Source organism: Paenibacillus agricola (assembly GCF_011440305.1).
GTDB classification, from domain to species: domain Bacteria; phylum Bacillota; class Bacilli; order Paenibacillales; family NBRC-103111; genus Paenibacillus_S; species Paenibacillus_S agricola.
The window spans coordinates 23,673-45,148 of sequence record NZ_JAAOIW010000030.1; the positions used below are offsets into that span (position 1 = coordinate 23,673).

A 21,476-nucleotide genomic window follows, 5' to 3' on the forward strand; every position below is an offset into this window, starting at 1 on the left:
CTCCTGTTCGAATGATTATCTTTTGAATAATAAGGAGTTCATGTATTGAATGGTATAATCGATTCCCTCTTCGCCTAGCTCTCCAGTCCATACCGGAGAATGGGGCTCGATGCTAAGTCCACCTGAGTAGCCTTTTACACGCAATAGAGAAATGAAGGTTGTCCAGTCGGTTTGGTCCAAGCCTGCTGGCGGGTCATCCACCCTTTTGCCACCGATAATCATCGAGCCTTTAAGATGTACATGTTTAAAACGGTCTCCCCAGTCCATGGTTTCCTGCAAATAGTCGCCACCTGCATATCTGCTGTGAGAAGGATCGTATTTAATGCCTAAGTCGGTTAGATGCCCATGGATTATACTCCATGCCACCGGATTATGGACAAAATTTACTTTGCGACAATTATACGAGGATACCTGAACGCCCTTTGTTTTACCATAATCGATTAGCTGGGAGAAGAAATCAATGGCTGATACACAATTTTCAAAATAAGAACGGCTTTCTACATAATTACATCCAGATACAAAATTCGTACATCCTAATTCACTTGCTATATCAATCAGCCTGTAGCAGATCTCTAATTCGTTGTTGATGACTTGCCCTTGCTCATCAATTCTTTGGGATTTCCATCTACCAATTGAAGCTATTCTGATTCCATATTGCTTGATCCATTGTTGAATATTGAGCTTATCATTGAAAAAGGCTAATCCATCATTACCTTCATTAATGCAAAATTCCAAAAAGTCCAAGCCTTTGGCGCGGGCCTTGCGAAAGCTTTCTTCATTCGGCTGTCCAATAATTCCTAAATCCAATTGTCCCAGCTCCTATCTCTTTGAGTGAAATGGGTAATTTCACTTTTCCAATGTATCTGATTTTACCTTCATTGCTGAGATATATCAATATATATATATCAGATTTCGCTAGTCTTTTCGCTAGTCCTAATGTATAAAGAAAAAGCAGCCCTTTAAGACGAGGGCTACTTTTGAAGTGTACGATGTGCTTATCACGCTAAGCTTCTCCCCTAAGACGAAACTGGCTGTGATAGCTATTTCAGTTTTTTCATCCTGCCATGTTAAAATTGGGATGCGTTCATGCAGATTATTAGAGAGAGGGAATGACAATGGATATTTGGAGTGCGCTTATTTTAGGAATAATCGAAGGCTTAACCGAGTTTTTACCTGTCTCGTCGACGGGGCATATGATTTTAATGGCGGATTTACTGAATTTATCTGGAGATAAGGTTAAAACGTTCGAGATTGTTGTGCAGCTAGGGGCTGTATTAGCGGTTGCCGTTCTTTATTGGAGAAAGTACGTGGATATGCTTCGCAATTGGAAAAAAGGCAGATCTTCTGCTGCCCGCCTTAGCTTGGTTCATTTAATGCTTGCAATGATCCCCGCAGTCGTTATTGGGCTCGCTTTACACAGCCTCATTAAGACCTACTTATTTGGATCCGAAACGGTATTAATTGGCCTTGTTGCTGGTGGTGTGCTAATGATTATTGCTGAACGTCTCGGCAAGAAAGTAACCGCGGAAACCGTAGATGATATCAGCTATCGTCAAGCCTTTGGGATCGGGCTGTTCCAATGCTTAGCGCTTTGGCCTGGATTCTCGCGTTCCGGTTCTACGATTTCGGGTGGTATGCTGCTAGGGACAAGCCAAAAAGCGGCTGCTGAATTCACATTTCTGGTATCCGTTCCTATCATGTTCGCAGCATCGGGTTTAGATCTTTACAAAAGCAGAGAATTGCTGTCTATTGCCGATACGGGCTTCTTCTTGACTGGGCTTGCTTCTTCTTTTATTGTTGGCTTGCTTGCTGTGGTCACTTTTATGAAGCTGATCAAAAAAATCCGGCTTTCTTGGTTTGCTTACTATCGATTTGTAATCGCCATTTTATATTTCATTTTTGTTGTCAGATAAAGCAATTCCTCACAATATTTGCTTAGTTTCTCTGATCTTGATAAAATTCGAGTGTACGATTACATAAGTCTTAGGAGGAACAATGGCATCGGAACCCCAATCCAATCAGCAAACCTTGCTGCAATTAATCAAGAAAGGCAATAAATCTTCAGCTATAGCGATGATTGGAAATGCCATCCTAGCCTGCATTAAAGCTGTTGCCGCTTCCGTAAGTGGCAGTGGCGCTATGTTCGCCTCAGCGATGCACTCTTTTGCTGATGCTATTAACCAAGGCTTTGTTTTTGTCGGAAGTGTGCTCGCTGAGAAGAATCCGACACCCCGTTTTCCAGCCGGCTTTGGTCGGGTCATCAATATTTTTTGTATGATCGCCGTTATTGTAGTTACCATCATGGCTTATGAAACGTTTCATGAGGGTTGGCATTTAATTCAACATCCTGCCACTAGCTCCGGCAGCCTTTGGTTAAATGTGATTGTCCTGCTGATCAATCTGATTATTGATGGAGCGATTCTGGTAAAAGCGACGAAGGAAATACTCCATGAATCCCGGGTGGAAGCCAAAGGAATGCAAATATTTTCGGCTGCCTTCAAAAATGTGAAAAGAGCAGCACCGCCTACCCGCTTGGTATTCTATGAAGATTTGGTAGCTGTTACCGGTGCTCTCTTGACCTTGATTGCTGTCCTGGTCATATCCATTACAGCCTTCCATATGTTAGATGGCATCGTAACTATCCTTATTGGCTTTCTCATGGTTGCCGTTGCTTTCCGTGTCGGCTATGACAATATGATTGGCCTGATCGGTGTGGCGGCTCCCAAGGAAATTGAAGACAGGGTAGCAGCTATCATCCTGGCAGAAAGCTTTGTAACGGATATTTATCAAATGCGCATCCTTCAAGAAGGGCGATATTACCATGTTGAAGGCTTAATTGAGCTGAAACCTGGGCTAACACTAGCTGATGCGGATGATATTAAGTTTATCGTTCGAGATAAAATTCTTCAGGATCCCGATATTTCAGATGTTACACTGGGCATTCTTGAGGATGAAGGCATAGAAAACTGGAAGGTGGCTAGCAGGAAGTGAGCCGCCCACATAGAAAACGGAATACCCTCATCTCATCGATGAGGGTATTCCGTATGTAGAAGGCGATTTAATACGTTAATACGATTATCTTCTGCTTCGAATAATGAGGGAGAACAGAAATACTAGAATGATTGCACCAATAATGGCCGGAACAATATAAAAACCCCCAACGACCGGACCAAATGAGCCAAGCAGCGCGGCGCCTAACCAGGAGCCAAGGATACCAGCAACAATATTACCGATTATCCCTCCAGGAAAATTCTTATGACTAATAACTTGTGCCAACCAGCCAATAACGCCTCCAACGATAAGCATCCATAAAAATTCCAAAAGGATCAGCCCTTTCTTTTAGTCTTCCTTTATTTTATTAGCCTCTCTCCGATTTATGCAGGTGGCACCCATCCAAGCGAAAATTCTTTCGGCGAAACGACTCGCATCTCGCTCACCACAACATTTCAACCTCTTCAACCCCCTGATCCCTCTCAATTTCATACCCAAGACCTAAATTTTATTTTAGATAAAAAATTCTATAGTCTAGGGGCACTAATTAATGCTATTGTAGTACCATCAACATATCTTTTTAGGATTACCATATATACATAATTTTTACGAGTTGCCATAAAGAGGTGTGAATGATGGGTGTTTTAATATCGTATGACCTGGTTTTGGTATGTCTATTGTTTATTGTTTTCATCTATATGTTTATAACATCTGAAATTACAAGTATGCACAAAGTCTATTTCATGTTTCATATGTCCATGATGCTCTGGCCCCTCTGTCAATTCGCGATCAGAATGATGGAGAGTCCTTCCCTTCAATTATTTTTTGTGAAAGCTGGCTTTGCCAATTTGTCTCTACTTGTGGTGGGTTGGCTAGTGTTCACGATGTTCCTCACCGGAAGAACCGGTTACCTGCAATATAAACGATCTTTGCTGTTGCTATTACCCGCTTTATTGGCAGCGTTTACGGTAATGGAAAATCCATCCGGTTTATTCGTCAGTCAGGTGCACAACAGCTTCATTCAACGCAGCTATGGCACCCTGTTTTGGTTTGTGATCGTGGTACTGTTAGGATATCTGCTCGTTTCGCTCTACTTGATGGTTCGAACTCTAGTAGCAGAAGACACTGCGCCTCGTCTCAAGAAACAAGTGACACTGTTATTTACTGGCATCGCGATATTAAGCGTTTTCGCATTATCTGACGTCTTCTTCAATGTTGTTATGGCTGGTTGGCTTCCCGTGATACCAGGTCTAACCTCTTTGGGTATTTTATTATCGGATTTGTGCTTTATCATGACGATTTATCGCTATAATGCCTTTAATGTTGTACAGATCGCACATCAAGATATAATCGATACAATGGAGCTCGGAATTTTGGTGTTGGACGAGGATGAGACCATACTGGAGGTCAACCAAGCGCTAAGCCCTCTTTGTAAATTGCAGGTCGGAGAACATTTTGATATGAAAACCTATGTGGCTCAAGAGCACATCATCACCCATTGTAAAAAGTTCCTTCCAATCTACCAAGAAGCTCCTGAGCGTCGTGTGGAATTTGAATTAACCTATCTTGAAGGCAAGCTCCAGCATTTTATGGTTCATGTCATGCCGATCATCGTACAAGGAATAAGGGTTGGACGCATTATCACTTTGCAGGATGTGACCGAGTTTCGGCGGCTTGTAGATGAAACTTATCTACAAAATATGAGCTTGCATGAGCAAAATCAATCCTTAATCGTCGTTCAGGATGAATTATCCCAAGTTAATCGCAAGCTGGAACAGATGGCTCTCACGGATAGTTTGACAGGCTGTTACAATCGCCATTATTTGACGCAATACCTGGAGCAGGAGCTTATGAAGAATGTGAAGCTTCAGATGCCCTTCGCAATCTTTTTAATTGATATCGATTTTTTCAAATCCGTTAATGACCAATATGGCCATATCGTTGGGGATGAAGTGATATGTGGCACTATGGATGCAATAAAAAGCACACTGCGGCACGGCGATGTATTGGCTCGTTATGGCGGAGAGGAATTTATGGTGTATGTACCCAACACGGGACGTACCCAAGCGATAGCTTTAGCGGAACGATTAAAAACCATTGTGGCGACCAATCAGGTGCTAACCGACAATAACGCCACTTCCATATCGGTTACAATCAGTATCGGGCTGCTGCCCATCGATGACTTTGCGAATGAATATGCAGATATTCCCAAGGCCTATTTAAACGAATTGTTTGTCTCCGTCGATGAAGCATTATATCAGGCAAAAAAAGAAGGACGTAACCGAATCAATACAGTAGTTCGTAAATCCACTTCACCTCGGCTATCCTGATGTTAGCCAGGATCCAGTAAAAACCCCGGATGACCAATGTGGTCAAAACCGGGGTTTTTTTCATATCTACGATGGACATTTGTTCGATCGTTTTACCCGACAGTCGAATTGTCATCATACTTGCCGATAAGGTTGGTTGTTAAACGCCGAAGCTGCTAACGTAATAGCTTGTCCGTTGTTCGAGTATTTGATTGGGTCATCCGTTGTTCCACTCAGCGCCTCTGCGGACACCATACCAATCTCTGATATAAGGGTGAGTACTGCTGTTGCGGTAATAAGCCATTTTTACAATAATCTTGCTTTTAGTTAATATAATTAGCTAATTTATCCTCTATACTTAGTGAATAAGAACCAATTGCTTATAGTCGATCTGGTTCTAAAGATTTGAACAACTTATAAGGGGGAGTAACCGATGGTAAACAATACAGAAATAATGTCCAAGGAAGAAGCAATGGAAATTCTCGACCGTTATATCAAAGGCGCAAGAGAGCTAAAGCAGTTGGAGGAACAGCACAATCAGGGGCTCGAGAACAATTGGGAAGCTTGGACTGAAATAAAGGACAAATTCACGATTCTTACTAACGATATTAAAAGGCATTATGAATTTTTAAGCTATGGTGAAACTTACGGCGTTAGAGCGGCATTTTTCGAAACGGCCATTAAAGATATATATGTGAGTATGGTTGTCCTGGATGTCGATACAGCTGCCGATAACTTCCTAGAGAAGCTCCCGCTTCTGTTAATTGAAATTGAGGGCTATGCCCATTTTTGGCTGCCTCAATCGATTTGAAGCTAGCCTTTGGAAGAACTTAAAATAACCATGCCTTCTACATATGTAGCGAGCATGGTTATTTTTCCTTACTTAATTTGAGAAACCATAAAAAAATGAGTAAACTATAAATAGGATAAGGAGGAGAATTACATTGCCAGACTTTGCAAGCACCATGGAAATAGGAATCAGTACATTTTTGGAGGCCACGGCTGACCCTGTGACAGGAGAGGTGATCAGCCACGCCGCACGGTTGCGCGATGCGGTTGAGGAGATCGTATTGGCCGATCAAGTCGGCTTGGACGTATATGGAATTGGGGAGCACCATCGAGCCGATTATGCAGGCACCGCTCCCGCTGTGGTGCTGGCGGCTGCCGCTGCCATGACCAAACGGATACGGCTCACGAGCGCCGTAACCGTGCTGTCCTCGGATGACCCCGTTCGCGTGTACCAAGCGTTTTCCACCCTTGACGGCATTTCTAATGGCCGGGCCGAGATTATGGCGGGACGGGGCTCGTTTATTGAATCTTTTCCGCTTTTCGGATACAGTCTCGATGATTATGACGAGTTGTTCGAAGAAAAGCTGGAGCTGCTCCTGGCGATCCGCGACTCGGAGAAGGTTACTTGGCGCGGCGGCCATCGCCCCGCGATCCATAACCTTGGCGTCTATCCGCGGTCTGTGCAGAGCCCGCTGCCTGTATGGATCGCAAGTGGCGGCAACGCCCAGTCGGCTGTGCGGGCAGGCATGCTTGGCCTGCCCATCGCGTTCGCCATCATTGGCGGAATGCCAGAGAGCTTTGCTTCCTTGGTCGCGCTGTATAAGAAGGCTGCCGTGCAAGCAGGGCACGATCCTGACAAGCTGCAAATTGCGACCCACTCGCATGGATTTGTTGGCGAAACCACCGAGCAGGCGGCCGATTCATTCTTCCCTTCCACCAAAGCGCAAATGAATGTCATTGGGCGTGAGCGGGGTTGGGGGCAAAATTACAACCGTGCTGCTTTTGATGCTGCACGTACGCTTCGCGGCGCCCTCTATGTGGGTGATCCTGAATTTGTTGCGGAAAAGATTTTATTGCTGCGCAAAAACTTAGGGGTTACTCGTTTCTTCCTGCATGTAAACGTAGGTACGATGCCACACCGTGAAGTCATGCGAGCGATAGAATTGCTTGGTACCAAGGTTGCACCGATCGTCCGCAAGGAGCTTGCCCAGGATGCGGCAAAGGAATAAGCCAAGCTTATGGATAAAGTGGAGCCAAAGACTTCGAGTTCTGAAGGCTTTGGCTGTTTTTATGGTTACCAGCGGCCTTTCATTTATTCCATCTCTTCCCACTGAGGGTTCCAGACCACTTCCCACAAATGGCCATCCGGATCTTGAAAATAGCCTGAATAGCCACCCCAAAATGTATCGTGTGCCGAGACGGTTATCGTAGCACCCGCTTTTTCCACCTGAGCCATAACCTCGTCAACTTCTTCTTTGCTGCCTACATTGTGCCCTATAGTGAATTCCGTAGGACTTGGCGCGGCCTCATTAAGCTTCGTATCGTGGGCGATATCCTTGCGGCTCCAAATCGCAAGCCTTAAGCCCGCTTGTAAGTCAAAAAAGGCAACAGCGCCATGCTCAAATTCCTTGCCCACTATACCATCTGTAGCGAACCCCAGCCCATCGTGATAGAACTGCAAGGATCTTTCCAAATCATCCACACCTAATGTGAGTACCGTAATTCGTGGTTTCATATTCATTGCTCCTCGTACCTCATATTTTTATTGTCCAATCTGGCAAATCATTCTATTCTTTGAATGGGCTTTCCAAAAGGGTAATAGCATTCGTCACCGGATTCAATTCCACTGAACCACCCAGCGGCAAAATAAATTTGGGGTCGGTATGGCCCATATCAAAATCAACAACAATGGGTATTTGATTCCCACCAAATTCTCCTTTTATAACATTGACAATGATTTCATTTAGCCTTTGCTTTTCATCATCCGTATAATCCTTTGCTCTTCCGAAAATAACGCCTTTGATTTGAGAAAACAGACCCTGCATCCCATAATTACGTAGCATATATCCCACTTGCATCGGAGAAGGCTTTTCTTCGGAGGTTTCGAACACAACTATTTTATTTTTCCAAAAGCCCTCACTCGGCCAATAGGTGGTCGATTTCATAAATTCCAATACTTCGATACATCCACCCCATAGATACCCTTGCTGCACAGAGCCTCCCTGTAAAAACGTCCAGACTTGCTCATTTTCATGAAAATCCAGACACTCACCCAGCGTAGCAAGGTCATTCCAATCTTTGTATCCATGAGTCCATTTTTTATACGGTGTATAGGGGTAAGGGAATTCATTGGTGAATAACATCGATTTCAAATGCTGTGTGTATTCAGAAGGTAAATGTTTGCTCTGTGCTAAACCGGCCATAATAGAAGGTCCATAAAATGTCACCAAGCCCATTTGATTTAAATAAGCCAGAAAGGTAGTCGCATCTGAAAAACCCATAATGAATTTGGGATGATTCATGATTATTTCAATATCAAGAAAAGGTAAAATTCTGATCGATTCATACCCTCCGATTGAAGTTATCATGCCATCTATCGTGTCATCCTCAAAGCATCGATTCATATCCTGTGCACGAAGCTGGGGATTCTTATATAAATCATCTGGAGACATCCGTGTAGTGGGCATTTCCACAATTTCAAAACCTGTTATTTCTCGAAGATTTTGTAAGCCAAGCTCATAAAGATCAGGGAACAAAAAAGGTAATCCATTGGAAGGGGATAGAATAGCGATTCTTGAACCTGGCATTAATCTTTTGGGTTTTATCATGGTTTGTTGTTCGTGGCTCCCTTCAGATTAGCTATCGGTTTTATAATAAAAAATAGTAGCATCCAATTCGCCGCTAGCAGATTTCGCATACCCTGGAATCCGCCCTGCCTGTATATAGCCCATAGAGCTATACAGGTTATTAGAAGGGTCACCTTCTCTTGTGTCGAGAACGATTAACGATCTGCCATGTTCCTTTGCACATTCCTCAGCCTTTTGCAGAAGGGCACGTCCAATACCGCTGCGTCGATAATTCGGATGCGCCATTAATTTGGCAATTTCGGCTCTATGCCCCCCATTCTGCTTGCCGCATAGATGTAGCTGAACGGTTCCGACAATTTGGTCATTTAATGTAGCAACAAATAAAAGCACTTCAGGGTCTTCTACACGCTCCCAATATTGGGCAGCCTCTGATCGTTTCAATGGGGGTAAAAAGCCAATCGACGCCCCATCTTCCACTACCTGGACCAAAAGCTCCGTAAGCGCCTCCATATGTATGCCAATTGCTGCTAGTTGTTCAATTTTCAAAGGACTTCCCAATATAATCACCTCTGAATCAGGATATAGTCACCCATAATTTTACACGTTGAGCAGGTTTCTCACAATGCTGCAATTCGTGATTTTCGCCCTGTAGTTCGCAATTGTGCTACGATTCAATCAGATAAGCTACAACGGAATCTATGGTTTTATTGAAATCACCAGAGCTCTCAAAATATTTAAGATGATACCTCAGGCATTCCTGCCTTATCTTTAAGCTGTCTGCTTTTATTCGTTCTATTTGATGCACGATTTCAGTATGAGTAAGATGTTTAAATCCGTCATTTTCTGTTTGACTCGAGTAGAATTTAATTTGCTCCACACTAAGCTTCACATCTATATCTGCCAGGCCGATGAAACAGGATTTCACTTTCCCTGGATGCTTCTGCGCGAATTGTGCCATATAACTGGGAACTACTTGCACGCCTTCAATTGTGTAATCGATCCTATTCTCTACCATGGCTGTCATCAAAGGATTTACTATTTTCCACATCCTTTGCGCCGTTATATAATCACCTTCAGTTGGATAAACTCCGAATTCAGGAATGCCATTCGCAATTCCCATCATTAGATAATCCAGTGAAAAATAAGGGATATTTTTTTCTTTTAACATTTTATTTGCAGACGTTGTTTTCCCGCATCTTGATCCACCGCCAATTATGTATAGCATCTTTACCTCCTTCACTTTCCAAATATTTGAGAATGGCACCTTTGTTATATCGTCGCTGCCTGCTGACCTGCATACTATTCTAAGCTTGATCCTTACGATACAGCTCACGACTCTTATACCCTGCCTGGAGAATCATCTTCATCTCTTCCCGCCGCTTTGCTTGAGTTTCCTCCTGCTTCGCGCTATAGACATAACGCGCCCAATCTTTGCGATACCCCTGAGTAAGTGATTGGTAAAAGGCAAGCAACGCAGGCTCATCCTCCAAGTCCTGCTCTACACTTGGAATCATCACGATGTAATCTTCCACTCGCTGACTAGATTTTGACGAAGTTTTGGTTTTTCCCGCAGCGTCTTCTTTAAGTCCAACAACCGTAAAAACGTCGTCCAGTCCCACCATTCGAGCGAATTTAATATCGCTTGTTCCGATATAGCCCTTCTCGTCGGTGACCAGAGCCCCAAACAAGTCATCGCGATGAATATAGGTGGGATAAACTTTATTTCCCTTTTTAGGATAAGCCACAAAGAGATAGCCGTTCTCATTCAGATGCTGGTTGAGGATTACACCGTTCACTAGTTCCTTCAATGATTCTATATCTAATACAAAAGCAAATATGAGCTGATACGCGCAATCCTTGAGACTAGTATCATAGCCTGTCAATCCTGAAAAATAATTTGTTCCTTCTGGCTGATTCAATACCGCCGCTTGAGTATATCTGTGTAAATTCAGCTTCTCTACTATCGATTTATCCACTCTGCTTCATCCCCTGCATGTATTCTGAGACTGTCTCGCTACGTTTTATTATTTTCCACTATAGAAAGTTGCTGAACTCCTGTCAATATTGGTCTGTGAGGTGCGAATAATCCGATAAATGAGAGGGGAATCTATACATACACAATAATTTAGACAACTGTACACATACCCATTTAACCAAAATAACTGAAGAAGCTTGTGGAGGTTTGTAATGAAGAGGTGTTTATATTTCCTTACGCTTATTTTATGTATCAATATGTCAACCGTCTTAGCTAATGATACTATGGATTTCACGGTCCAAGTACAGGATCAAAATAAAGATCAAATAGAACCCTATTCAAGAGGCAGCTTCCGTTCACCCTCTGGATCATTTTCTGGTGGCAGCAGGGCTGCACCAAGAGGTGGTTATAATACAGGGCCTAGAGCTCCTTCCCCAAATGTTACTCGTAACCCAAGAACACAGCCGGGACAACAAGCAAATCCAACAAGTCGTTGGGGTGGCTTATTTGGCGGAATTGCAGCCGGAGCTATTATTGGATCGTTATTACATCCTTTTGGTGGTTATGGTTATGGAGGCGGCGGTTTTTCTCTCATTGGTATTCTTTTTTGGGTGGTTATTATCTATGTTGGTTATAAATTGTTTCAAAAGTTCAGGGAGAAAAACAGATGAAAATATGGTTCAATGAACAGGATATAATTGATTCGGCGTGTGTGTTTGGTGCCCATACATACAATGAAGATATCCAGGATATTAAAGCTGAATTACATCACGAAGAGGGAAAAGGGATTTCAGCTACTTTGAAAATTCAAAAGGATCAAAGAACCTATGAACTTTCGGAACAGGATATTATAGATGCATCTGCCATTTACTTGGAAGAGTATCATAAATTTGATCCTAATCAACTCTTGATTCAATTATTATTTGAGGAAACGAACGGATTCTCAGCAGAAATCGAATTCCTATCAAGTCAAACCGTGGTCTAATTTTTAAGGACGATAAAAGCCCTCGATCCCCGCGAAGGAATGAGGGCTTTTCTATTAGCAAGCAGCGTCGTTTCAATGTCTCAAATCACCTAGTAATTTGTCCCCGAATTTCTCCGTCCGGATGCTGTATGGTATGCACGTTGACATATGTGTTGCCTCTTTCGATCTCCCGAATTAAATTACGGAGAGTTTTGCCTTGTAAAGGCCCGACCAAATCGCGGCTGGTCAGGACACCCCGCACAATCCCACGTTTTACGGATATGCCAAATTTGGATGGTCCGAACAAGAAAACAACAACGGGGCCGTTCCGTCCTCTCCGTCCAAGATGGATATGAGCTTGAGTAACTCTTTCGATATTTTTGACGACAAGACGGAATCTTAGTTGATTGCCGTTACTGCTAAGCTGAAAAACCGCGTTTCCAGTAGCGACAGTTCTTACTGGAGGTACCTCGTTGCGTCCGGTTAAGAACGCTCTAAATGTTCCGATAAGTGTTCATTCCTCTCTATTCAACAATACTTTAAGGTATTCAAGAAAGAAAGGAAAGGATTGTGCATTAGCCTACGTAGCCCGTACAATCACCCTTTCAGCAAATTAAACTATAGTCCATACTCGGCAGGATGTTTAATTCCAGCCACCGTGGAATACGCTTTTAGGACCTATCTTTGCGGAAATTTTGTGCTTCTTAGCATAACAACGCCCGTTTCATGTAAAGTTTAATCTTTTAAAAAGTGCTCCAGCCTATTTTTCACTTCCGGCCATTCGGAGTTAATCACACTGTATAAATTAGAATTTCTAATAAATCCATCATGCAAGATTCGATCTTGTCTCAATATGCCTTCTTTCGTAGCTCCTATTCTTTCTATAGCTTGGTTCGAACGAGCATTTCTTACATCTGCTTTAAGCTGCACCCTTACTGCCTGGAACTCCTCAAAGCAATATTTCAGCAATTCGTATTTACACTCCGTATTCACTCTGGTTCTCCATACTTCAGGAGAGTACCAGGTCCAACCGATTTCCAGATTTCTATTGGACACTGAGATATTCAAAAGTCGCGTGCTGCCCACAAATCGCTTTAATTCGTTGTCATAGACAGCAAATGGATACTCTGAGCCCAATTCTTTTGCACTTAGCGCACTTTCAAGCAATTGGATCATGTCTGCCAATGACTCGATTTTGTTCGGCAAATACGTCCATATTTCTTGGTGCTTTGCACTCTCATACAGACCTTCTGCGTGGCTAAGTTCAAGGGGATGCAATTGGATTCGTTGGCCCGTAAGCTTTCTTGGAGAAAACATAAAAATTAACTTCCTTTCAGCATGGGTTTGGGATGGGTTCCTTAACGGCTATGGCCATCAACAAGGATAAGCTACAATAAAAGAGCTGTAGCCTCCTTCAAATTTTTGCAAATATAATCCGGTTGAATATGTTCCGGAATGGGTTTGTTTAATCGGTTTAACCAGATCACCTTTATACCTAGATTTAGAGCGCCTCCAACATCACTTGTAAGAGAATCTCCTATATGTATCACTTCGTTGGTGACTATTTTTAAACATATCGGAAAATTCTTTCCACCAATAGCTGCCAATTTCCTGGATACTACAACTCACTGTCGTGCCTACTTTTATTTGCTCGCAAATAATGGGAATGATATCATCATCCTCATGCACCAAGGTTCCATAAAAATCCAGAAAGACGGCTTTGAATTTCATCATCATAGCTCCCTTATTCTGTTTCATTCCCCACTATCAAATAGCTGTTTGAGCATCTTGTCTTTGTTGTTGAGGAACTGCTTCATGATCATATAATGATCGGTTTCTTCTAATATCATCGTTTCCATCCCTTGCGGGGTCAGATTATAAATGATTGAATCTGGATAGGCCATCAAAATTGGAGAGTGTGTGGATATAATGAACTGCGAGTTTTTTTGCACCAAATCGTGAATTCGCGCAAGCATGGCCATCTGTCGCAAGGGAGACAAGGCTGCCTCAGGCTCATCCAAAATATATAAACCCTGACCTCCAAAGCGATGTATAAAGGTAGCAAAAAACGATTCCCCATGTGACTGTTCATGCAACGATTTCCCACCATAAGAATCAATGATAGGTGGACCAAAGGAAGCCTCTTTATCCAGCCTTTCTATATCCGTCGCCAGGTTATAATAGCTTTCTGCACGAAAGAAGAATCCATCACGAGGCCTGTGCAATCCTCGGATCAGACGAATAAATTCATGTAGATTCGAATGTGTCGATTGCGTAGAAAACGAAAAATTTTGCGTGCCTCCTTCCGCATTAAACCCCCAAGCTACAGCGATGGACTCCATCAGTGTCGATTTCCCCATTCCATTTTCACCAACAATATAGGTTACTTTAGGGTGGAATTCCAAACTACCCAGACTTTGAATCACTCCAAGGTTAAACGGATAAGAATCAAAAGTGGGAACTCTGTCGCGATCTAATTCTATGCCTCGCAAAAAAGGAATCGAAGAATATATATTCACCCTGACTATCACCTCCTCTGTTATACGTATTATAGGCTTAATGCATCAATTTGGTAAATATGTTATAATGGGCTAGCTCGGGAAACGAATCCCGAATAATCCGATGAAAGCGAAGGTAATTGTGCCAATGTGGAACTAATCCTGATCAAACTGGACCCTCAGTGTAATTTAAAGAGACAAGTACGTCCAGACGGGATTGGTATGCTCATTAACACAAATATCCGAAGGCTTTGATCGTGATTCTTAATGAATGACGGTATACAAACGCGCTAGGTTTATTTGAGCAACCCATCCTCTCTGGCAACAGGGAGGTTTTTTTGTGCTAACTTTAGAGTGTGTGAATTTGGAAAAATCATTTGGTGATCGACTTTTGTTTACAATGGAGCAGCCGCTGAAGCTATATCAAGGTGACCGCTTGGGGATTGTCGGCGTCAACGGCGCTGGTAAAACAACGCTGCTCCACCTGCTGGCTGGGATCTTAGAGCCGGATGCAGGCACGATTAGAAGACACGGCACCGTGGCTGTGGTTGCCCAGTGGGAGCCCGAGGATGGCGACTACAGCGGTGGCGAAGAAACACGAAGGCGTTTGGCTGCAGCATTCGGTGTTCAAGCGGATATCCTATTCGCCGACGAACCAACGTCCCACCTGGACTTGAACGGGATCTTGGATGTAGAGCGTATACTAACTGCCTATCCCGGTACCGTGGTGCTGATCTCACATGACAGAGAGCTGCTTGATGCTGTATGTACTCAGATTCTTGAGATCGAGAATGGAAAGCTCAACCTTTTCACAGGAAATTATAGTAAATATATCGACTTTAAGCAAAATGCACGAGATCGTGCTTGGTTGGAGTTCGAGAAATATACAGCTAAAAAGGCACAATTGACAGCCGCAATTACCGAAAAAAAGCAGCGCGCTAGCCGCGTGGTAAAGGCTCCGCGTGGATTGGGCAGCTCCGAGGCCAGGATGGGCAAGGATTTTTTTGCAAGTAAAGCTGCCAGAATGGAGAAAAATGCAAAAGCGATCCAAAGCCGGATAGAGAAGCTGGAATTGGTGGAAAAGCCACGCGAGCTTCCAGCGGTCCATTTCGATATCCAGGCTTACGTACCTATCCACGGTAAGGCCGCCATTCGTTTAGAAAGGCTTACCCGCATAGTCCCAGCCCGGGGTACTGCTATAAAGGATGCGAAGTTAAACGATTGGAGTCCACACGTTGTTAGCAGTTCTGACAACTCACGCACTTTGTTCCGTGACCTATCGCTCATGATCCGCCCAGGAGCCAAAGTAGCTTTGCTCGGCTCTAATGGATCTGGAAAGTCCACTTTGCTGAGCATGATTGCTGACCGATCCGATGGCATCAGGCTAGCTGGGAGCGCTCGTGTCGGTTATTTTCATCAAAAGCTGAAAATTTTAGACGATACAGCAACCATCCTGGACAACGTGATGAGCACAAGCATTCATCCGGAGTCGACAGTGCGAACCGTTCTGGCTCGGCTGCTTTTTAAGCAAGAAGAGGTATTCAAGCGCGTTGAGCTACTGAGCGGCGGAGAACGGGTCAAAACCGCCTTAGCCAAGCTTTTCCTGAGCGACTGCAACCTGCTGCTTTTGGATGAGCCGACCAATTATTTGGACCTCCCTGCCAAGGAGGAGCTGGAAAAGGTGCTGCTGAGCTATCCGGGAACGATTCTTTTTGCCACGCATGACCGAAGGCTTGCTGCCCAGCTGGCCGATCAAGTGCTCAGCTTGGATGGCGAGCGGCATGTTTGGTTTGACGGCACCTATGAGGCATATACACAGGCTCTGGCAGCACAGACCGCTAAAACAATAGCTAAAGCCCAAGCAAGTAACAGCGGCTCCGAAGTACCATACAGGCGGCTTACGGTGTTCAACGAAGAGGAGCTTTTACGGCTGGAGCTTGAACGTAATACGGTTCTTGCGCGATTGTCCATCCCACAGAAACACGACAATATCGCTGAGCTGGACCAACGTTTCAAGACGTTGAGCGCACAAATTATAAGCTTGCACCAATTACGTGAGGAATAGCTTGTCCTCCAAGCTTGACAGCAGCGTTTGGCAAGAGTGTTTATTGTAAACGGTTATCCATAAATAGCTTAAGCCGGCTACCCTTTCAATCGGTAGCCGGCTTTTATTGAGTTATCTGCTATTTTTGTTCAGTGAGCTCGCTGCGAATAGTTGAACTGGTTATTCGATAAGCAGACCGAAGTGGTGCTCCCCAAACGAAGCTTGCTCCATATCTGGAGCTTTAGCATATCTAACGCTGGACAGCAGCACATTTTCCTGGAGCACATGGTCAAACCGGCTTAAAGCTGCTTGCAGCTGCGCATCCACGTCGAGCACAAGATCGACGCGCCGCTCAATCGGCAGCTCCAGCTTTTTACGGTAATCCTGGATGGCACGGATGACCTCCCTCACAGCCCCTTCCTGCTCCAGCTCTTCGGTAATGGCCGTATTTAAGGCAACGGTCATTTGATAGCCTGAGGCAGAAGCGAAGCCTGCATTCGCTTGTGTCTCCACAAGCAGCTCATCTAATGGGATGTGCAGGGATTCACCGTCAAGCGTAATATCCAGGAAGCCGTTATCGACAACGGATTTCGTTTCGAATGCGGACAATTGCTTTAAGTGGCTTTGTACAGGTCCCACGAATTTACCATATTTTTTGCCTGCTACCTTCAGGTTTAGCTTTAAGCTGAAGCGTAAAAAGCCGCTATCGTTCTGGACGATCTTGATTTCCTTGACGTTGATTTCATCTTTGATGATGTCCTCGAACGAGCCTAGGTTAAACTCGCGGTCAAGCGAAAGGAGCAGCTCGGACAGTGGCATCCGGGTCTTGATTCCCGTTTCATTACGGATGTTACGGGCTAATTCAACAATTTGCCTCGCTGCTTCCATGTCGTCCTCAAGCGTCTTATCGATCGCAGCCACATTCATCCTTGGATAATCCGTAAGATGAACACTTCCTTCACCACTCAGGTTATCGTACAGGTCATCCGCAATTAACGGAGCATAAGGGGCAATCATGCGTGCTAGCGTCAGCAGGACTTCCCGCAACGTTTGGTATGCCGATATTTTATCCGAGGTCATTTCACTGCCCCAAAACCGGTCGCGAGAGCGGCGGATATACCAATTGCTCATTTCATCAACAAATGCCTCGATTTGCTTCGCAGGGTTCAGGAAATCATTGACCTCCAGACCCTTCTCTACCTGCTGCAAGGTGCTATTTAATCTCGACAATATCCAGCGGTCTAATAGGTTCTCAGCAGCCTGCTGTGGATGCTCTTCTTGTTGATATTGGTCAATGGTCGCGTACAATGCATAAAAAGCATGCGTATTATTGATCGTATCCACTAGCTTCGATTTGGCTTCTGCTACGATTTGCTTGGAGAATCGCTTGCTGTTCCATGGCGCACTATCCGATAACAAGGCCCAACGGAACGCATCCGTTCCAAACTCATTGATAATTTCCCAAGGGTCGATGCCGTTGCCTTTACTTTTGGACATCTTTTGCCCTTTTTCATCAAGCACATGCCCGGTCGATATCACAGCTTTATATGGCGATTTGCCGTTATATAAGGTGGAAACTGCCAGCAGGCTAAAAAACCAGCCTCTTGTTTGGTCAATCCCTTCACAGATCATATCAGCAGGATATTGCTCCTCAAATAAGGCTTCATTTTCAAAAGGATGATGGTATTGGGCAAACGGCATCGAGCCGCTATCAAACCAGACGTCGATCACCTCTGAGGTTCTGTCCATCGTACCGCCGCAGGTGCAGCGGAGCTGGACTTGATCCACATAAGGCTTATGCAGCTCCAGACTTTCGTCGATCGGCTGCACTGACCTCTCCCGCATCTCCTGATGGCTCCCCGGTGCAAATTCAGCGTCGCAATCCTGGCATTCCCACACATTAAGCGGTGTGCCCCAATAGCGGTTCCGGCTAATGTTCCAGTCAACAAGCTCCTCCAGAAACTTGCCGAAGCGCCCTTCCCGGATATGTGCAGGGTACCAATCGATCTTGCTGTTGTTCTCAATGAGCTGGTCCTTGACCGCTGTTGTTTGGATGAACCAGCTTTCCGTTGCATAATAGAGCAGTGGCGATTTGCAGCGCCAGCAAAAAGGGTAGCTGTGCTCATAACGCTCTTTGGCAAACAGTAGGCCGCGCTCTGACAAGCTTTTCACCATATCGATATCGCAATCCTTGACGAAGCGTCCTGCAAAATCAGTAATCTGCTCCGTGTAACGGCCTGCGGTGTCTACCACATTGACAAAATCCAGCTTGTGCTGACGAGCCGTGCGGTAATCGTCCTCACCATGGGCAGGAGCAATATGGACAATACCCGTACCACTGGTATCGCTGACGTAATCTGCATCTACAACGATATGCCCTTTATCTACGCTGATATAGCCAAAAGGTGCTTCATAGGCTGTGCCTAGAAATTCTGAGCCCTTATGAGTGGATACAATCTCGTAGTTTTCTTTCATTAGCTTTTCAACCAGATTGGCTGCGACGATGTAGACCTCACCATTTTGCTTAACTTTAACATATTCCAATTCTTTATTTACCGCTAAGGCTACATTAGCTGGCAGCGTCCATGGGGTTGTCGTCCAAGCCAGAAAATATTCATTAGCGCTTTTGCTTTTGAATTTTACCGTGGCGCTCAAATCCTTGACATCCTCATAGCCTTGGGCCACCTCGTGGGAGCTTAGTGTGGTCTGGCAATCCGGGCAATAAGGGCTGACACGATGACCTTTGTAGAGCAGTCCTTTTTTATGAATAGTTGATAAAATATGCCACACACTCTCGATGTAATTGTTGGTAAGCGTGACATAAGGGTGCTCCATATCTGTCCAGTAAGCGATCGCCTCCGTCATTTCCCGCCACTGCTTCTCATAGACGAACACGCTGGTTTTACACTTTTCCACGAATTCGGCAATACCGTATTTTTCGATCTCCTGTTTACCGGAAATACCCAGCATTTTCTCAACACCCAGCTCAACGGGAAGGCCATGTGTATCCCAGCCGGCTTTACGGACGACACGGTAACCCGACATCGTTTTGTAACGGCCGATAAAATCTTTAATAACGCGTCCTAGCACATGCCCGATATGTGGCTCTCCATTGGCGGTCGGTGGGCCCTCATAGAAGACAAAATTGGGCTTGCCCTCGCGGTTTTCAATGGATTGGCGGAAGGTATTCTGTTGGTTCCACTTCTCCAATACACGAAGCTCACGGGTTCTTGCTTTTTCTTTGACATCCACTTTTCTCATCGCTTTCATCCACCCTTTTCTGATAATAAAATTGAACAAAACAACAAAAAAATCCCGCCCCATAAGGGACGAGATTACATCTCGCGATACCACCCTAGTTCCATAACGACCATGAAAGTCATGGTCTTACGACACCTCTTACTACGTACCATCATACGCATCCTTGGTAACGGCCGGATCCCGGGTCAGCTTACTTGCATCCTTCAGCTTTCCTTCTCGGAGAGGATTTTCTGCTAGGTCTTGAACGTTGGGTTTCAGCACATGCCCAACTCTCTGGGGATCAAGGAAATTAGCGTACTCTTTCTCGTCAATGAATTTGTAGAGCATTCAGTTAATACATTTTTACACCAGATCCAGTAAAAAGTCAACAAAATGTCTGCTCCATTAAGATTTGACAGCAGGATCCTAGAGCTCTATGAGCTTTACGAATTTTGTGTTGTCTCTAATATCATCTTTCGGTCAGTAATGGAAGGAGAAGCCAGAAATCATGCTTTGGACGCTTTTTAGCAAAAAAGTGATTGGATTAGACAAGTTTTGGGTATTAATGGGGATGGCTTCTTATTATTCAACAAATACTAAACAAGGGATGAAGCAACATGACTTTGACGATTGATCCGGAAGATACGCGCGAACGAATCCACGAATTTGTGTGGACGAGTACGATCGGCTTGAAGCTGTGTTCGCCCACTGCGGAACGAGCAATTCATCGCCTTGCATCGCGCTGGCAACACAATCACGGATGGGCACCAAGATGTGCAGGAATTATGGAGGGAAGCAGGCAGCTTCGATTCTAGCATCCGTGGCTGCTGCTTTTACCACTCCCAGGACGTCGACACTGTCGTCCATACCGGCCGTCTATTACTCGCCTTCAGCGGCGGTATGATTCCTGAGGCTGAGCAGCGTGAAGCCAACACCCGAAACGTGGCATTACGCATCCTTGAGCTGTTGCGTGCCTCGGGCTTTGTGGCCGAATGGGACGGCGATATACATTCGCGCATCGAGGTTGAACTGGGGCAGTGGCGTAAACGCTCACCCTTTGCATAACGCCGCCTTCCGCCTTGTACATAAGCAGAACATCTGACCGCCAATCGCAGTCCGCTATACGATTACATAAACGTCTAGAGAAAAGGAGCATACTACTATGGACATTACCTCTTTTCTGTTCCCCAAAAATGAGGTCACCTTTATCAAATCGACCGCTACCATGCGTGAAGCCTTGGATCAAATGGAGCACCACTCCTACACGGCACTTCCGATTATTAATGATAATGGGAAATATGTTGGAACCATGTCCGAAGGGGATCTGTTATGGAAATTAAAAAATACCCCTGGCATGAATTTTGATAATATGCACCAAGTGCCGATCAGCGAAATTAAGAACCGTTTTCATAATGAGTCGGTTTCGATTCATGCACATATGGAGGATATGCTCGCATTAGCGGCTGACCAAAACTTTGTTCCGGTTGTAGATGAAGAAGGTCTTTTTATAGGTATTATTCGTCGAAAAGATATTATTGCTTACTATATAAGAAACATAACTGATTGACACATACCGCAGCCAGAACATCCCTCTGTACCCTCATGCCTAAAAAAACAGCTTGATTTTCCACATTCCACCCCTCATTTTCACTTTGGATTTGATTCAGCCGATAACGACTAGGCAATAAGACCAGCCTTTTTTTAGCCTAAATGAAGAACCGCCCGAAGAGCTTGAACTGCACCCCAATTGTTAGACATCATCTAACAGTTGGAGGTGCAGTTTTTTAATGGCTAAGTATACTTCAGATGAAAAATTATCAGCTGTTCAACGTTATTTAAGCAATTCTGAGAGTTATGCA

24 protein-coding genes and 1 other annotated feature are annotated in these 21,476 nt (G+C 44.5%); of the genes, 11 read left to right on the top strand and 13 right to left on the bottom strand.

What is annotated here, in order from left to right:
* Positions 1-15: 15 nt before the first annotated feature.
* Positions 16-807, bottom strand: a complete 792-nt coding sequence (locus G9U52_RS36870) for a sugar phosphate isomerase/epimerase family protein (RefSeq protein ID WP_166157851.1) — start codon at positions 805-807, stop codon at positions 16-18.
* Positions 808-1,115: 308 nt separating this feature from the next.
* Here G9U52_RS36870 and G9U52_RS36875 point away from each other — a divergent pair, with 308 nt between their 5' ends.
* Positions 1,116-1,913: an undecaprenyl-diphosphate phosphatase gene (locus G9U52_RS36875; RefSeq protein WP_243767780.1), complete on the top strand. Its 798-nt coding sequence runs from the start codon at positions 1,116-1,118 to the stop codon at positions 1,911-1,913.
* Positions 1,914-1,995: 82 nt separating this feature from the next.
* Positions 1,996-2,991: a cation diffusion facilitator family transporter gene (locus tag G9U52_RS36880; RefSeq protein ID WP_166157856.1), complete on the top strand. Its 996-nt coding sequence runs from the start codon at positions 1,996-1,998 to the stop codon at positions 2,989-2,991.
* 84 nt (positions 2,992-3,075) lie between these two features.
* On the opposite strand, the gene G9U52_RS36885 is transcribed toward G9U52_RS36880, so the two are convergent.
* Positions 3,076-3,321 (bottom strand): GlsB/YeaQ/YmgE family stress response membrane protein, encoded by a 246-nt coding sequence (locus G9U52_RS36885; protein ID WP_166157859.1) that lies wholly within the window; start codon positions 3,319-3,321, stop codon positions 3,076-3,078.
* A 305-nt stretch (positions 3,322-3,626) separates the two neighbouring features.
* Between G9U52_RS36885 and G9U52_RS36890 the strand changes: the two genes are divergently transcribed.
* The 3 genes from G9U52_RS36890 to G9U52_RS36900 all read left to right on the top strand — a co-directional run bounded on the left by G9U52_RS36890 (position 3,627) and on the right by G9U52_RS36900 (position 7,318).
* On the top strand, positions 3,627-5,321 hold the full coding sequence (locus tag G9U52_RS36890) for a histidine kinase N-terminal 7TM domain-containing diguanylate cyclase (RefSeq protein WP_166157909.1): 1,695 nt from the start codon (positions 3,627-3,629) through the stop codon (positions 5,319-5,321).
* Positions 5,322-5,733: 412 nt separating this feature from the next.
* Positions 5,734-6,111 (top strand): hypothetical protein, encoded by a 378-nt coding sequence (locus G9U52_RS36895; RefSeq protein ID WP_166157862.1) that lies wholly within the window; start codon positions 5,734-5,736, stop codon positions 6,109-6,111.
* Between the two features lie 154 nt (positions 6,112-6,265).
* The gene (locus G9U52_RS36900) at positions 6,266-7,318 is read left to right on the top strand and encodes an LLM class flavin-dependent oxidoreductase (protein WP_166157912.1); all 1,053 of its coding nucleotides are present in this window, start codon (positions 6,266-6,268) and stop codon (positions 7,316-7,318) included.
* 83 nt (positions 7,319-7,401) lie between these two features.
* On the opposite strand, the gene G9U52_RS36905 is transcribed toward G9U52_RS36900, so the two are convergent.
* From G9U52_RS36905 to G9U52_RS36925, 5 genes are all read right to left on the bottom strand, one after another.
* Positions 7,402-7,824 carry a VOC family protein gene (locus G9U52_RS36905; protein ID WP_166157865.1) on the bottom strand — a complete coding sequence of 141 codons (423 nt, stop codon included), beginning with the start codon at positions 7,822-7,824 and terminating at the stop codon, positions 7,402-7,404.
* 52 nt (positions 7,825-7,876) lie between these two features.
* Positions 7,877-8,917, bottom strand: a complete 1,041-nt coding sequence (locus G9U52_RS36910; RefSeq protein ID WP_166157868.1) for a S66 family peptidase — start codon at positions 8,915-8,917, stop codon at positions 7,877-7,879.
* A 27-nt stretch (positions 8,918-8,944) separates the two neighbouring features.
* A complete protein-coding gene (locus tag G9U52_RS36915; protein WP_375790321.1) occupies positions 8,945-9,406 on the bottom strand; it encodes a GNAT family N-acetyltransferase in 462 nt (153 codons plus the stop codon).
* A gap of 154 nt (positions 9,407-9,560) precedes the next feature.
* The gene (locus G9U52_RS36920) at positions 9,561-10,121 is read right to left on the bottom strand and encodes an adenylate kinase (protein WP_166157874.1); all 561 of its coding nucleotides are present in this window, start codon (positions 10,119-10,121) and stop codon (positions 9,561-9,563) included.
* Between the two features lie 79 nt (positions 10,122-10,200).
* Positions 10,201-10,872 carry a YdeI/OmpD-associated family protein gene (locus G9U52_RS36925; protein WP_166157877.1) on the bottom strand — a complete coding sequence of 224 codons (672 nt, stop codon included), beginning with the start codon at positions 10,870-10,872 and terminating at the stop codon, positions 10,201-10,203.
* Positions 10,873-11,083: 211 nt separating this feature from the next.
* Here G9U52_RS36925 and G9U52_RS36930 point away from each other — a divergent pair, with 211 nt between their 5' ends.
* Positions 11,084-11,542, top strand: a complete 459-nt coding sequence (locus G9U52_RS36930; protein ID WP_166157880.1) for a hypothetical protein — start codon at positions 11,084-11,086, stop codon at positions 11,540-11,542.
* On the top strand, positions 11,539-11,856 hold the full coding sequence (locus G9U52_RS36935; protein ID WP_166157883.1) for a DUF2653 family protein: 318 nt from the start codon (positions 11,539-11,541) through the stop codon (positions 11,854-11,856). Before G9U52_RS36930 ends, G9U52_RS36935 begins: the two co-directional genes overlap by 4 nt.
* 85 nt (positions 11,857-11,941) lie before the next feature.
* On the opposite strand, the gene G9U52_RS36940 is transcribed toward G9U52_RS36935, so the two are convergent.
* From G9U52_RS36940 to G9U52_RS36955, 5 genes are all read right to left on the bottom strand, one after another.
* On the bottom strand, positions 11,942-12,343 hold the full coding sequence (locus tag G9U52_RS36940) for a CHRD domain-containing protein (protein ID WP_166157915.1): 402 nt from the start codon (positions 12,341-12,343) through the stop codon (positions 11,942-11,944).
* Positions 12,344-12,570: 227 nt separating this feature from the next.
* The gene (locus tag G9U52_RS36945; RefSeq protein WP_166157886.1) at positions 12,571-13,152 is read right to left on the bottom strand and encodes a GNAT family N-acetyltransferase; all 582 of its coding nucleotides are present in this window, start codon (positions 13,150-13,152) and stop codon (positions 12,571-12,573) included.
* Positions 13,153-13,223: 71 nt separating this feature from the next.
* Positions 13,224-13,385 carry an HAD family hydrolase gene (locus G9U52_RS40585; protein ID WP_311764986.1) on the bottom strand — a complete coding sequence of 54 codons (162 nt, stop codon included), beginning with the start codon at positions 13,383-13,385 and terminating at the stop codon, positions 13,224-13,226.
* Entirely contained in the window at positions 13,354-13,593 is a 240-nt protein-coding gene (locus tag G9U52_RS40590; RefSeq protein ID WP_243767784.1) for a hypothetical protein, read from the bottom strand. The genes G9U52_RS40585 and G9U52_RS40590 overlap by 32 nt, the downstream gene beginning before the upstream one ends.
* Positions 13,590-14,354 (bottom strand): AAA family ATPase, encoded by a 765-nt coding sequence (locus tag G9U52_RS36955; RefSeq protein WP_166157889.1) that lies wholly within the window; start codon positions 14,352-14,354, stop codon positions 13,590-13,592. Before G9U52_RS36955 ends, G9U52_RS40590 begins: the two co-directional genes overlap by 4 nt.
* A gap of 319 nt (positions 14,355-14,673) precedes the next feature.
* Between G9U52_RS36955 and G9U52_RS36960 the strand changes: the two genes are divergently transcribed.
* Complete coding sequence (locus G9U52_RS36960) at positions 14,674-16,398, top strand: ABC-F family ATP-binding cassette domain-containing protein (RefSeq protein ID WP_166157892.1); 1,725 nt, start codon at positions 14,674-14,676, stop codon at positions 16,396-16,398.
* 159 nt (positions 16,399-16,557) lie between these two features.
* Here G9U52_RS36960 and ileS read toward each other — a convergent pair whose 3' ends face one another.
* Positions 16,558-19,638, bottom strand: a complete 3,081-nt coding sequence (gene ileS / locus G9U52_RS36965) for an isoleucine--tRNA ligase (protein WP_166157894.1) — start codon at positions 19,636-19,638, stop codon at positions 16,558-16,560.
* Positions 19,639-19,699: 61 nt separating this feature from the next.
* Positions 19,700-19,958: a binding site (T-box leader), on the bottom strand.
* 167 nt (positions 19,959-20,125) lie between these two features.
* Between ileS and G9U52_RS41165 the strand changes: the two genes are divergently transcribed.
* The 3 genes from G9U52_RS41165 to G9U52_RS36975 all read left to right on the top strand — a co-directional run bounded on the left by G9U52_RS41165 (position 20,126) and on the right by G9U52_RS36975 (position 21,184).
* Entirely contained in the window at positions 20,126-20,251 is a 126-nt protein-coding gene (locus G9U52_RS41165; RefSeq protein ID WP_279538835.1) for a hypothetical protein, read from the top strand.
* Positions 20,252-20,325: 74 nt separating this feature from the next.
* Positions 20,326-20,682: a DUF6891 domain-containing protein gene (locus tag G9U52_RS39585; protein WP_375790322.1), complete on the top strand. Its 357-nt coding sequence runs from the start codon at positions 20,326-20,328 to the stop codon at positions 20,680-20,682.
* A 97-nt stretch (positions 20,683-20,779) separates the two neighbouring features.
* Complete coding sequence (locus tag G9U52_RS36975) at positions 20,780-21,184, top strand: CBS domain-containing protein (protein WP_166157897.1); 405 nt, start codon at positions 20,780-20,782, stop codon at positions 21,182-21,184.
* Positions 21,185-21,476 lie beyond the last annotated feature (292 nt).

Excerpts from the sequence above, each read along its gene's own strand:
- G9U52_RS36875 (WP_243767780.1), top strand. The coding sequence starts at position 1,116 with ATGGATATTTGGAGTGCGCTTATTTTAGGAATAATCGAAGGCTTAACC.
- G9U52_RS36880 (WP_166157856.1), top strand. The coding sequence starts at position 1,996 with ATGGCATCGGAACCCCAATCCAATCAGCAAACCTTGCTGCAATTAATC.
- G9U52_RS36890 (WP_166157909.1), top strand. The coding sequence starts at position 3,627 with ATGGGTGTTTTAATATCGTATGACCTGGTTTTGGTATGTCTATTGTTT.
- G9U52_RS36895 (WP_166157862.1), top strand. The coding sequence starts at position 5,734 with ATGGTAAACAATACAGAAATAATGTCCAAGGAAGAAGCAATGGAAATT.
- G9U52_RS36900 (WP_166157912.1), top strand. The coding sequence starts at position 6,266 with ATGGAAATAGGAATCAGTACATTTTTGGAGGCCACGGCTGACCCTGTG.
- G9U52_RS36905 (WP_166157865.1), bottom strand. The coding sequence starts at position 7,824 with ATGAAACCACGAATTACGGTACTCACATTAGGTGTGGATGATTTGGAA.
- G9U52_RS36910 (WP_166157868.1), bottom strand. The coding sequence starts at position 8,917 with ATGATAAAACCCAAAAGATTAATGCCAGGTTCAAGAATCGCTATTCTA.
- G9U52_RS36915 (WP_375790321.1), bottom strand. The coding sequence starts at position 9,406 with ATGGAGGCGCTTACGGAGCTTTTGGTCCAGGTAGTGGAAGATGGGGCG.
- G9U52_RS36920 (WP_166157874.1), bottom strand. The coding sequence starts at position 10,121 with ATGCTATACATAATTGGCGGTGGATCAAGATGCGGGAAAACAACGTCT.
- G9U52_RS36930 (WP_166157880.1), top strand. The coding sequence starts at position 11,084 with ATGAAGAGGTGTTTATATTTCCTTACGCTTATTTTATGTATCAATATG.
- G9U52_RS36935 (WP_166157883.1), top strand. The coding sequence starts at position 11,539 with ATGAAAATATGGTTCAATGAACAGGATATAATTGATTCGGCGTGTGTG.
- G9U52_RS36945 (WP_166157886.1), bottom strand. The coding sequence starts at position 13,152 with ATGTTTTCTCCAAGAAAGCTTACGGGCCAACGAATCCAATTGCATCCC.
- G9U52_RS40590 (WP_243767784.1), bottom strand. The coding sequence starts at position 13,593 with ATGAAACAGAATAAGGGAGCTATGATGATGAAATTCAAAGCCGTCTTT.
- ileS (WP_166157894.1), bottom strand. The coding sequence starts at position 19,638 with ATGAGAAAAGTGGATGTCAAAGAAAAAGCAAGAACCCGTGAGCTTCGT.
- G9U52_RS41165 (WP_279538835.1), top strand. The coding sequence starts at position 20,126 with ATGCTTTGGACGCTTTTTAGCAAAAAAGTGATTGGATTAGACAAGTTT.
- G9U52_RS36975 (WP_166157897.1), top strand. The coding sequence starts at position 20,780 with ATGGACATTACCTCTTTTCTGTTCCCCAAAAATGAGGTCACCTTTATC.